The sequence below is a fragment of the Spirosoma knui genome (genome assembly GCF_054780635.1).
The window spans coordinates 21,529-35,130 of sequence record NZ_BAAGVY010000015.1 but is presented as its reverse complement, the minus strand read 5'-3'; the positions used below and the strand labels follow the sequence as shown (position 1 = coordinate 35,130).

The window sequence follows — 13,602 nt, the reverse complement described above, 5'->3', positions numbered from 1 at the left end:
CTTGTAAGGGGTTAGAAGTAAGTTGATTATAGATTTAGATGAAGTATTTTATGAGTAAAAATGCTTTGTTTATAAACTCAGCTTTTCTGCATCTACAGAATTAACTCCTATGCATATGGCCTTGTCTCTACGTTTTCGGAACAGCCCAGTCAGACCGTTTCTGTTCTGCTCTCCGCCAGTGCCAACGTTACCGGACCTCCAGAAACTCTTGCTGATTATAGGCTTCTTTGTCGCAACGGGAGTAGCCAGTCGTATCAACGCGCAGCCTTTGTTGAAATCAGCCATACAGGTGGATGCTGGCAATACCAAAACTTCCGGGGCTACATTCGGTTACCGACTGACCTACAGTTGTGGTAGTACCAGCGGCCCTTGCCTGAACGCTGAGGTTGTTGATCTATTGCCGCCTGAGCTTGAGTATGTATCTACAATTCCGGCATCGCCCACTGGAGATATTGCCGCCATAAATGTTACGCCCAACTTTAGAGGCAGCGGCCGCACGCGCGTATTGTTTCAGCTTATTAATTCGCTACCCGCCGGAAGTTCAGGTGACCTGATCGTTAACGTACGTTTTCGCAATGGATCTACGCCCGACGGGACGGTGGCTACCAACACGGCCGATGCAATCAATCTGGGGAGCACACCCGGTACGTTTACGACTCCTCCGGTAACGGTTACCAGCGAAGCCACGGTTCAGGTTAATGCGGCATTAACGCTTCAGTCCAGCCCGGCAAATCTCGATATACCCGAGCAGTACCGTTATCGACTGAGTGTACCTAATACCAACGGAGCGCTCAATCTCACCGCTGTAGGGCCAGTTGTAGTTACGTTACCACCGGGTACAGTTTTTAATGGAGCCACCCCGGCCGCCGACTGCCAACCGGGGTGCGTGGGTACCACGCCCGCCACGGTTACCTTCACGTCGCCGTTTGCCTTGCCTCTCCAGCCTAATCAGAATGGCGATATCCTTATTAACGTAACGTTTCCGTCTGCTACGTTCCCTAGTGGTATCAATGTTACCACGAGCGTAACAGCGACTGGAACCCCTTTAGGTAAGTCCGCTCAATCGATAGGAGATGCAACTATTACGCATCAGGTCTCTAGGTTTGTGGCCGCTCCAGGAGCTGGATTCACGGTAAACATGGCCGGTGGTACGCCTAATCCGCCTGCATTGAATCAGAGATTTTCGTTTGATATCAATATGACGAACAACGGCAACGTACCGCTGGATAATACAGTGGTCATTGGCACCTTGCCCGTTGAGTTACAGGTTAGCTCTGTCACAACGGGGGCATATACGGGCGTTAGTGATTTTGCAGCTGGCGAAGGCGTACGCGTGAGTTATGAAAAGAATACTGCCTTGGGTGTGTTCACGCTCTGGGGGAGCTCGCCTAATGCAACTACCAACACAACGCTGACGGCCCCACCGCCTGGCCTGGGCGCTGGCGAGTATATCACCCGTGTTCGCTGGGAGTACGGCCAAACGCAACCGGGAATGACTTCAACCACCCGGCCGATTATTACCGGACGAATCATTAACCCTGATAACGCAGGCGGGCCAGTAGCTATTGGTGACCAAATTCAGTTCTGCGCTGCGCTTTCTGCTGTTTATGCGGATGGGCCTACCAACGTAAATCGGAACGATTGCGAATCCTTTACTCTGGCAGCCCCGTTCGTTCAGTTCAGCCCCGTTGTCAATAATTTGTCGGGTGGGGGACCTTTCAACCCTGGGCAGACAATCTCGTGGCGTACACGGGTGTGGTCAAACGCCCAGTCGAGTGATCCGATTCCATTGCAGGATGTAGTCGCAGTCAGCTTACTGGATGAGCGATTGAGTTTTTCTTCCTGGACGTTTGATGATCAGGGTACAGGGCTGCCAGCCCCACAAATTTTTGAAAGAGAGTCTGACCCGGTAGTTATCGACGGTAAGAAATATACCGTGCTACGTTGGCGCTGGAATGCGGGCAGCGGCAATCTGGGGGTGAACCAGCAGATCTGGATCAATATCAGTACAACGGTTAAAAATTTACCCAGTAAGGGCAGTGTCTCGGTTGATCAGTTGTTGTATAACAACAGTCAGAGTTTAGATAAACGCTGCGCAGGTAGTTCTATAACGGATCAGGCTGATCTGGATCAGGACGGCAATGCGGTCGAGATGGTCTGTAGCGCTACCGGAACTGCCAATATCGCCTGCTTCCCCATATCCGTGTCGGTGGCATCGGGTACGGCCGTGTGCGCCGGTTCGTCGGTGACCATTGCGGCTAACGTTTCCGGCAACACGTTTGGTTACCAATGGCTGAAAAATGGAACGCCGGCTACTGAAGTCTTAGAAGCTTCGGTTGCCCCCCTTTCCTTAACGAATGTGCAGGCGGGTGACAATGGGAACTATCAGCTCGTCGTTTACGGGAGTTGCGAAAGCGTTACGTCTACAGCATTTAGTGTAACGGTCAGCGACCCACCTACTACGGTCAGCCTCACCGCCAGCGGTACCTTAACCTGCGCGCAGACCAGTGTTCAGTTGGTCGCTGAGGGGGGCAACGTTGGCACTACATATCAGTTCAGCAACGGGTTACAAGCGGGTGGACTGAGCAGCCCGGTAACCAGCATCACGGCTGCGGGGCCCTATAGCGTCACCCTCACTACCCTGGGAGGCTGCTCGGTAAGCGCGTCTACAACGGTCACCAGCAACACGACTCCTCCTCAAAATGTTAGTTTAATCAACAATGGTCCGCTGACCTGTGCCCAAACCAGCGTCACGCTTACCGCTGCCAGCAGTTCAACCGGCTCGCTGGGCTACAGCTTCACTGGACCTCTTCCTATTACCCAGTCGGAAAGTGGAAGCCCTACGGCCACTGTAAGTCGGACAGGCACCTATACCGTGACCGTCACCGGGTCTAATGGTTGCTCAACTACCGCTACTACGGTGGTGGGTCTCAACCTTGATGCCGCGACAGTAATGCTGAACAACACCGGCCCTCTGTCTTTTACGAACACGACAGTAACGTTGATAGCTACTACCAATCCAGTCGGACCCTTTAGTTACAGCTTTAGCCAGGGAGCTGTGCAGCAGGGGGGCAGCAGTGGAAACACCGCCACGGTAACCGCTACAGGGGTTTACTCCGTGACAGCAACCCGCTTAGACAATGGCTGTACAGCGACGGCTTCTACCACGGTTACAGGGGGAAATAATCCCACCGTCTGCCGGGGAGGAACAGCCGTCATTAGCGTGGCCGTGGGTGGCAATCCGGTGAAGTACGAGTGGTACAAGAATAGCCTGACTACCCCCAAAATCATGGAAACGCCCCAGCTCTTCCGGGGTACGGCTACGTCGAGTCTGACTATCATCAACGCCCAGACCAATACCCAGGGCAACTTCTATTTGAAAGTACTCGATCAGTCGGGCACCATCACCCTCTACGGTCCCTATCGGTTGACTGTAGATGCCAGCTGTCGGGCGCGGGAGCTAGCCCAGGAAATAACTGAGCCGACTGTACAAGTGGTTATTCTAGGTAATCCTTTAGTCAATGGCCAATTACGGGCGGTGGTTAAAGGCGCGGCTGGTCAGCCGCTTCGGCTGAAACTGGTTACTGAGCAGGGACGTAGCGTGCGGAGTGAACAGTGGGAGCAAGCAGCCGGAGAGCAGTTGATAGAATGGGACATGAGGGAGCAGCCTGTGGGAATCTATCTGCTGGAGGTAAAGGCCAACCAACAAATCCAGCGGCATAAACTTATTAAACACTGATGGTCACTGGTGCTGGCTAGCCCAACAAATGGCTGCTCCATAACGTATCGGCAACGTGATCCAAGTTGACTACTGGGATGATCTATGTTATGGCTAGACGGAAGCAAGTCATTTGGCGATGATCCGTAACAGTAATGGCTGTTGGGCAGCCCGTCCGGAACAGGGGGCGTATGAGCAAGCTGGTTTCGTTCGATGAACCTGGACCAACGGTTTAGTTGCGGGGGCTGTGAGACGTCGGAATCCTTCTGCTACTGATATTCGTATAAACCTATCAAAACTAACAGATTGCCTTTCGTAGTCGATTTGTTTGGCTGAATGTTTGAGACTAATTATCTTGATAAGGTCCATTAATTAACTGCGCTTTTAATGCGTATCCTGGTTTACACAACGTTGTTTTGTTGGATGCTGTTGGCTGGTGGCAGTGTCCAGGCCGCTGACCCGGTCATAAAGTTGTCGGATACGACCCGGTTTATACCGGTCGGTCGCCAAACGGCTATTCTGGAGGATAAAAGTGGCCGGTTAACCCTTGCCCAAGTTAGGCAGCGTACAGACTTCAAACCCAGCCCTTCCGAAAACTTCCAGTTTGGTTTCAGCAACAGTGCGTATTGGATACGATTTGAGTTGATCAACCAAAGTCGGGAAAATACAAAACACTGGCTGCTGGGTCTGATCGATGCGGCCACCCTCGACTATGCTGATCTGTATCTGGTTTATCCGAACGGCCAAATTAAACACCAAACTGGCGGGCTGAAGCGCCCTTACGTTGACCAGGGTTTTTTTGCGACCACTCCGTTCTTCCGTGTCGAACTACCACCCAATACCCCCGTCACTGCCTATTTTCGCATTCAGAGCAGCCTGGCCATGTTTGGCAAAGTAACCGTCTGGGAAGAATACTATAACCTCAGCAAAGGGCGGGTCATTATTTTTGCCATCTGGATGTTTTTAGGGCTATTTATTCTTCGGTCGCTGAACAATTTTGTGCTGGCCCGTTTCATTCCTGATCCGCAATTTCGCTTCTACGCCGTCTGTACGTTTCTGCTGTATATATCGACCCTTTCCCGCACGGGCGTGTACCCTATCCTTCTTTCGGGACATCCTGGCCTGCTGGACTGGATGCACTACGGTATGGGGCGGCTGCTGCCGCTGGGATTGGCCGTCTGGATGTATAGCCTATTGGACAACCGACCTCTCTTCCGCCCGCTCCGGTGGCTGTTGCTGGGTATTGCGGGCGTTTGTGCGGTAGGCGTTTTTCTCCCCTTTTTCGTTCAGACAGCCGCTATTGGTCAGTTCAATGCAATCATCGTTCTGGTGATGTATGGCCTCTTTTTTCTGAACGTATTTCTGATCTGGTCTACCAGGTCAAGGTCGGCGGTTCATTTTGTCTTACCCATCGCCCTTTGCACGATTCCTTTTTTTCTCTTTCAACTGCAATCGTTGTCGGTAATTCCGTACCGACCCGTGATTAGTCAGTTGGCTCTGCTGGCACTGGCCATTGAGATGGTATCGATGTCGCTCGTACTGGGGCGGATCGTACAGTCCTATATCAAAGATCGGGTTGCCACGGCAAATGCACTGACGCGTGAGAAACTGGAAGTGGATAAACTACAGGAGCTGGACGCTGTCAAGACGCAGTTTTTTACCAATATTTCGCACGAGTTTCGGACGCCACTTACGTTGCTGCTTGGTCCGCTTTCCGACCTGAAACAGAAGTTTCCTGCTGAGCCGCTGGTAGCCTTGATGGAGCGGAATGCCAACCGTCTGCTGAGTCTGATCAACCAGTTGCTCGACCTGAGCAAGCTCGAAGCGGGTGGGCTTCAGGTACAGGCGGAACGGGGCGATTTGGCTGCATTTTTCCGTACGCTGGCCAGTTCGTTTAATTCCCTGGCCGAGAGCCGGCAGATTCAGTTCAGCTTTACCCAAACCAAAACCGACTATGAGAGCGTATTTGACCGCGACAAACTAGAAAAGATTGTTACGAACCTACTTTCCAACGCTTTTAAATTCACCCCCGTGGGGAATGAGGTGCGCATGCGCGTACACTACCCGGAAGCACGAACGTCGGGGCCGGTGCAGTTAATCATTGAGGATACGGGTATTGGTATCGCCCCTAAACACCTGACGCACATTTTTGAGCGTTTCTATCAGGTCGATGGTAAAATCAACCGATCATACGAAGGGACCGGTATCGGTCTGGCGCTGGTCCACGAACTGGTAAAGGTGATCGGCGCGACGATCAGGGTTGAGAGTACGGAAGGCGTTGGCACTCGATTCACCGTTGAGCTGCCACTACCGGTTAGCTCAGTCAGCGCTCAACCCGTATCGAATACTGACGTACCGAGTGTCGAGCGAACTTTAGCTATACTGGCACCCGAACCAACGTTAGGCAACCAGGGGGGGGCTGTAGATACGTCAGCCACGGTGGACAATATTCTCCTGATTATTGACGATAACGCCGATATCCGAGCCTATGTACGCAGCATTTTTGCCGCAGACTACCAGATTCTGGAAGCCGTGGATGGCCAGGAAGGGCTGGAAAAGGCCACCGCTAGTTTGCCTACCGTAGTGGTATGCGATTTAATGATGCCCCGGCTCGATGGATTTGCTTTCTGTAAAGCTCTGAAAACCCAAGAGGCTACCAGTCACATTCCGGTGGTGATGCTTACGGCTAAAGCGACTATTGACGATCGTATTCAAGGGTTCGAACTGGGAGCTGACGACTACCTGACTAAGCCGTTTAATCGCGCCGAGTTGCAGGTACGGGTACGTAATCTCGTAAAGCAACGCCAGCATCTGTACCAACGATTTTCGGCTACAGCGCACGAGTCGACTGCTGATGGAAACGCTCAGCAACCTACTGAATCTGTAGCGCTAAAGGCCGAGCAGCAGTTTCTGGAACGCCTGAAGGCGATCGTGTGGCAACACATCGACCGGGCTGATTTTACGGTAGAAGAACTCGCTGAAGGGGTTAATATGAGCCGCGTTCAACTCCATCGTAAACTGAAAGCGTTGGCGAGTTCAACAGCTACTGAATTTATTCGACATATCCGATTGGCCAGAGCCTCCGAGCTGTTGCAGATGGGCGGGCAAAGTGTTTCGCAGGTGGCCTACGCCGTTGGTTTTGATAACTTGTCTTACTTCGCCAAGGTGTTTCAGGAGCGCTATGGTGTACCTCCTTCTCAATACGGTCGGGTCGCGCCAGACCGGGTCACCACACCGGCGGACCGGCCAGACCAGACTACGGCATCGTAGAGAGATGCTACGTACTGACATGAATGAGTCGTATAGTCATCGCGTTCAAAAGCCTGAGTTTTCAGGCTTTTTTTATGCCTGTGTAACATGAGTGGTAAAGAATGTAACGTGAGCGTTAGCGCCTGATTTGGTGTTTGTGGTACTTGCCGGGAGTATAAGATCATACATTGAGCAACTGACCGGTCACCTACCCTAGCTTAGTTTTAGAACTAATTCCCTTAATCAGCGCTATGACGAAGAATAAATGTACCGATGAGCAATTGGCCAACGCTTTTTTAACCGACCATTCAGAAGACAGTTTCAGCGTACTCTACGCTCGTTACGTCCATAAAGTTTATAAGACCTGTTTATCACTGACCAGGGACACAACCGCAGCTGAAGATTATACGCAGGACATCTTCATAAAAGTATTCGAGCGGTTAGGCTCGTTTCGGAACCGATCCTCTTTCTCCAGTTGGCTCTATGCCATTTCTTACCACTACTGCCTGGACCAGATACGGCTTCGCAAACGAATGGCGGTGGAACCGTTGCCCCCTGAACTGACGAACGGGTTCGATACCATCCCCTCAAACTCAGATCGGACGGAGCTAACCGAGCTTCGACTAACCGCCTTGGAGAATGCCCTGAAGAAGTTATCGGCCGAAGAGGTCGATCTGTTAAGGCTTAAATATGAGCAGGGCTTATCAATTCAGGCCATTAGCGAACAGTATAACCTATCCCCAAGCGCCGTGAAGATGCGGCTTAAACGTAGCCGCCACCGACTCCAGCAGGTCTATTGTGAACCAACCTCTTAAGTACTGTTGACGATAAAAAGTTGTCATTTTGCCTAAAATGTAACAACAGTGTTAAAGAATGTAACATCCGTGTTAGCCTCTGGACAACTAGCCCCCTTACATTTGACCGCCTACAGTAGTGGTAGTTTTATAGCGAATAAACTTACTTTCTTTTCAATCAACTTCTTATGAAGCACCTGTGTACCCTTCTCGTTTTACTCTCTAGCTGGCTCAGCGCATTAGCTCAGCAGGTACAACCCGTCATCTCGCGACAGGAACGTCGGGAGGTATCTCGCCCTAAACCGGCGGCAAGTCAACTCAGGACGGTTGCCCCCGTTAAGGCAACCATCATGCGGCCTCTGCCCAGCGGTCGGCTGGCCGCTGTTACCTCCGAAACGTTTGCCTACTCGGAGACTATTGTAACCTGGACCGTACCAGCTGGGGTCACTTCCCTAACGATTGAGGCCCGGGGCGCAGAGGGCGGCACATCCCCGAAATCGGTATATGCGCCAGGGAAGGGGGCAATCATTACGGGTAAAGCCACCGTTACACCGGGTCAACAGCTATCTATTCTAGTAGGAGGGCAATATATTGGTTTACCTTCGGGCGGGGGTGGTTCGTTTGTAGTTACAGGTAGCAACCCCATTCAGCCACTGATCGTTGCCGGGGGCGGTGGCGGCAGCGGTGGTGCCGGGGGCAATACCATCAACCTTGATTCAGAGTCGAAGCATGGTCAGCTAACCAACAACGGTGGGGCGGGCACTGCTCCCAACAATGGGGGCGGTGCAGGCGGCACAGGCGGCAATGGCGGTAGTATTGCTGGATTAGAAGATCCAGCAGCGGGCGGGGGGGGCCTATTCACAAATGGCCAGAATGCGCCACAATACCAAGTAAGTGGCGGTCGAGCGTTTGTCAATGGTGGGGCCGGTGGCCTTTTCGGAGCCGCTGGCTTCGGCGGTGGCGGTTTAGGCTATTACCAAACCGTTGGTTTTTTAGCGGCAGTTGGCGGGGGTGGCGGTGGCTACTCAGGGGGTGGCAGTGCTGGTGTTATAAACGACATTGGTAGTGGCGTTGGTGGGGGGGGCGGCTCGTTCAACATCGACCCCAATGGCACCGCTACAACCGGAGCCCAGGATGGCAACTCGGGCAATGGCCTGGTGATTATCTCCTATGTTCAAACGCTACCCATCCGTTACGTCAAACAGGACGGTACGGGTGACGGCTCTTCGTGGCAACAGGCCAGTGGTGACTTGCAGACCATGATCGATGCCGAGGGTGTGCAAGAGGTCTGGGTGGCCCAGGGGCTCTACAAACCCACCACCGGCACTGACCGCAGCGTCAGCTTTGTGATGAAAGCGGGAGTTAAGATTATTGGGGGCTTTGTAGGAACTGAAGGGCAACTGGGAGATCGGCCGACGATCACACCCATTACGGGGCAACCAAGTAATAGTATACTGTCGGGCGACCTGAATGGAGATGACGGCCCTAACTTCGCCAATACCTCTGACAATAGCTACCATGTTATCAGAAACGATGGAAACCGTCTGGACAATACAGCGGTACTCGATGGGTTTGTTATCAGTGGCGGCAATGCGAATGGCAACGGTAATATTGACACACGGGGCGGGGCCATCTACAACTTGGGTAGCAGTCCCAGCCTAATCAATTGTAGTCTGCAAAACAATTCAGCTGCAATCAATGGCGGGGCCATCTATAACGTGAATGGCAATCTTGGCCTGATCAATTGTAGCTTTCAAAACAACACGGCCTCTAATGGCGGAGCTATTTATAACAATATCAGTAGTCCCAGCTTGGTTAATTGTTCGCTACAAAACAATTCGGCTACATCAAATGGCGGGGCCGTTTACAATAATATCAGCAGTCCCAGCCTAGTCAATTGTTCGCTGCAAAACAATTCAGCTATACTCGGTGGAGGGGCTATCTACAACCTGGGCAACAGCAGTCCCAGCTTGACTAACTCGGTGGTATGGAACAATGGTGCAGTCAGCACCTTTCTCAGCAGCACCTTTGGCAATAATGAAAACCTTACTTTGACGATAAGCTACAGTCTGCTGGAACCGTCGGTAAATAACTACACAGATGGGGGTAATAACCTGATCACCACCGTATCGCCTTTTGTGAGCGGGAATAGTGTAGCGCTTAATGCCTGCTCACCAGCTATCAACACTGGTAACAGCGAAGCCTACAACCAAGCCGGGGGGGGCAATACTGACCTGGCGGGGAATCCCCGACAGTACAACGGTGGCGTCATTGATCGGGGGGCGTATGAGTACCAGGGCAATCCCACCACGCTGACGGTGAGTAACCCGGCCATAAGCACCGCTACGGTGGGTCAAGGCTTCAGCCAGAGCTTCACGGCTCAGGGGGGCAGTGGCAACTACAGCTTCTCGGTAGTCAGCGCCAACCTGCCTTCGAGTCTGAGTCTGTCGGTCAGTGGCGTCTTATCGGGTACGCCCACCCAGGCGGGCAGATACTCGGTGCTGGTCAGTGCTCAGGATGCCAGTGGCTGTGTGGGAGTGGCCAGTTCGGCCTACACCCTGACCATTACAGATGCGACCCCAGTACTGACCGGCTTTGCCGCCAGTCCCAATGTAGTTTGTGTAGGTAGTCCCGTCACCTTTACCGCCACGGTGGGTAACGTAACGGGGCTCTACAATTACACGCTCAGCAGTGGCAGCAGTGCCCCCATCAGCGGCACGGCCAACGGCAACTTCAGCCAGAACGTAACGGCCAGCGGACAAAGTACTCAGAGCTTTACCTTGACGGTGAGTGATGGAGGAGCACTAGCTACGGCGGTCACCAGCCTGACAGTTACCCCTTCTGATGTAACACGGCTGTATGTGAAGGCCAATGCGACAGGAGCCAACACGGGCCTGAGTTGGCAGGATGCGTTTACCGACCTGCAATCGGCTCTGAAGTACCCATGTACGGGTAACTTAACCGAAATCTGGATTGCTCGTGGAGTGTATAAACCGGTTACAAAGCCAGCTAATCAAATCACTCAGTCGGATCGGCTTATTGGATTCGCTATGTTGCCAGGAGTGGCTATCTACGGCGGATTTGAGGGGAGCGAAGTTGATCTGGATCAGCGGCCTGCCATCTCCCTGAGCAATCCCTCGTCGACTACGCTTTCCGCCGATATTGATGGAGATGGGACATTGGCGGGGAATAGTTACTGCATAGTTAATAACACACACAACCTTACCAGTACGGCAATCCTGGATGGGGCTGTGATTACCCCGCCCCAATCGGGTACGAATTCAGGGGCAATCATGAACTATAGTGGTTCAAATTACGGCGTGGAGTGTAGCCCACAATATCGAAACTTGTTATTTACCGGCTATACTGCTGGGCCTGGAGTGGCTAGTGGGTATTGTGTGGCCAACAATGCCTTAATTAATGGAAATACCAGCCCAAGCTTTGTTAACTGTGTGTTCAGGAATAATCAGGCAGGAGACCGTCCATCTGGCGGGCTGGTGTATAATTATACGGCCGGCACTCCGGGACAAAATACGTCGTTACTGAAGCCAACATTTATAAACTGCATAATTGCCAACTACACAGGTGAGGCCTTCCTGGATAATGATCAATATGGTACGGGGCAACTACAAACCCAGTTCATTAACTGCTCACTGCTTAATTTGGCCGGTGGCCTCGCCAAAAATACTACCTCGCAAAGTACAACGCCGATTGATATCCAGCTCATCAACAGCGTGCTTTGGAACACAAGTGGCGCAAATACCTTTAGGGATGGATACGGTAACCCGCTTTTCAACGTAACGGCGCAGTACAGCCTGCTGGACCAAGCCATCACTGGCTACACCAGCGGACCGGGTAACCTGACGATCACCGCATCCCCCTTTGTATCGGCTAGTGACCTCAACCTGCCCAACACCTCGCCCGCCGTCAATGCGGGCAACCCTAACAGCGTAACGGTAGCCAGCGGGCCTTACTCGGCCACCAACCTGCCTCAAACCGATGCAGCCGCTAACCCCCGGATTGCGGGTGGCCGGGTTGACATGGGCGCGCTGGAGGTCCAGAATCCAGTGCTACCAACGCCCAGCCTCTCCGGTACCAAAACCGTCTCAGGCTCCTTTAGTCCGGGCGGTACTATTACGTATACCATTGTCCTGACCAATACCGGATTAGGCGCTCAGTCTGACAACGCAGGCAATGAATTTACGGATGAACTGCCAACCGGCCTGAGCCTGGTTACAGCTTCAGCCTCAACCGGCACTGCCATAGCTGATGTGGGTAACCGAACTATAACCTGGAATGGCAGCATTCCGGGCGGGGGGTTAACAACCATTACCATTATGGCTACCGTCAATCCAGGGACAGGTGGACAACTTATCAGCAATCAGGGCACGATCAATTTTGATAGTGATGGTAATGGTACGAACGAAAACACAGCCCTGACTGATGATCCCGGTACAGCAGGACCCAACAATCCGACTTCCTTCACGGTAGTATGCCCAAATCTGGTTGTTAGTAATCCGGCAACCACCACCGCTACGGTGGGCCAGCCCTTCAGCCAAAGCTTCACGGCTCAGGGGGGCAGTGGCAACTACAGCTTCTCGGTGGTCAGCGCCAACCTGCCTTCGAGTCTGAGCCTGTCGGCCAGTGGCGTCTTGAGCGGTACACCCACTGCTGCGGGCAGCTACTCGGTGCTGGTGCAGGCTAGCGACGCCAACGGCTGTGTGGGGGTGGCCAGTCAAGCCTACACACTGACCGTGACAGATGCGACCCCAATACTGAGCGGCTTTGCCGCCAGTCCCAATGTAGTTTGTGTAGGTAGTCCGGTCACCTTTACCGCTACGGTGGGTAACGTAACGGGCCCCTACAATTACACGCTCAGCAGTGGCAGCAGTGCCCCCACCATCGGCATGGCCAACGGCAACTTCAGCCAGAACGTAACGGCCAGCGGGCAGGGTGCTCAAAGCGTTACCCTAACAGTAAGCAGCAATGGGCAGGTGGCTTCGGCAGTTACGTCACTAACGGTGAGCGTCCCAGCTAGCCTGAGTCTGACCAGCAGTGGACCGCTTTCGTTCACCAATGCCAGCGTGACCCTAACGGCCACCCCAGGCTTTGCCAGCTACGTCTTTAGTTCAGGAGCCGCTCAGCAGGGGGGCAGCAGCGGCAACACGGCCAGGGTCAGTACGGTAGGTCTCTACTCGGTCACGGCGACTACTAGTGGAGGCTGTTCAGTCACGGCCAGTACGACGGTGACGGGTGGCTCAAGTAGCCTGACGGTCTGTAGGGGAGGCACAGCGGTGATCAGCGTAGTGGTCAGTGGTAGTCCGGTCAAGTATGAGTGGTACAAGAACAGTCTGACTACGCCCAAGATCATGGAGAGCCCGCAGTTGTTTAGAGGTACCGCTACGTCAAGTCTGACTATTATCAATGCCCAGACCAACACCCAGGGTGACTTCTACCTCAAGACGACGGATGGGGCAGGAACCGTTACGGTCTACGGCCCGTACCGGCTGTATGTAGACGCCAGCTGCCGGGCTCGTGAGGGTGCAGAAGTGGCCATAGCTGAATCCGCTTTAGAGGTATCTGTACTGGGCAATCCCTTGGTAAATGGTCAGTTACGGGCGGTGGTCAAAGGCGCGGCTGGTCAGCCCCTAGCCGTGAAATTGATTAACGCGCAGGGATATTCACTACGTCAGCAGGATTGGAAATCAGCCGCTCAGGAACAAACCGTGGAGTGGGATGTGAGCAATCAGGCGGCAGGCGTGTACATGCTGTACGTCCATACGGCCGGACAAACCAGGCAATTGAAAGTGGTTAAGCTGTAAAGACAATTAGAAATAAACA

At 53.0% G+C, this 13,602-nt stretch carries 4 protein-coding genes; all 4 read left to right on the top strand.

Translation table 11 applies throughout. The annotated features are described in order from the left end of the window. Positions 1-178: 178 nt before the first annotated feature. The 4 genes from ACYVIY_RS24635 (at position 179) to ACYVIY_RS24620 (ending at position 13,583) form a co-directional block, all read left to right on the top strand. On the top strand, positions 179-3,739 hold the full coding sequence (locus tag ACYVIY_RS24635; protein ID WP_460979171.1) for a hypothetical protein: 3,561 nt from the start codon (positions 179-181) through the stop codon (positions 3,737-3,739). Between the two features lie 366 nt (positions 3,740-4,105). Beyond that, a complete protein-coding gene (locus tag ACYVIY_RS24630; protein WP_460979170.1) occupies positions 4,106-6,988 on the top strand; it encodes a 7TM-DISM domain-containing protein in 2,883 nt (960 codons plus the stop codon). A gap of 230 nt (positions 6,989-7,218) precedes the next feature. Next, on the top strand, positions 7,219-7,782 hold the full coding sequence (locus tag ACYVIY_RS24625) for an RNA polymerase sigma factor (RefSeq protein WP_460979169.1): 564 nt from the start codon (positions 7,219-7,221) through the stop codon (positions 7,780-7,782). A 167-nt stretch (positions 7,783-7,949) separates the two neighbouring features. Beyond that, complete coding sequence (locus ACYVIY_RS24620) at positions 7,950-13,583, top strand: putative Ig domain-containing protein (protein ID WP_460979168.1); 5,634 nt, start codon at positions 7,950-7,952, stop codon at positions 13,581-13,583. Positions 13,584-13,602 lie beyond the last annotated feature (19 nt).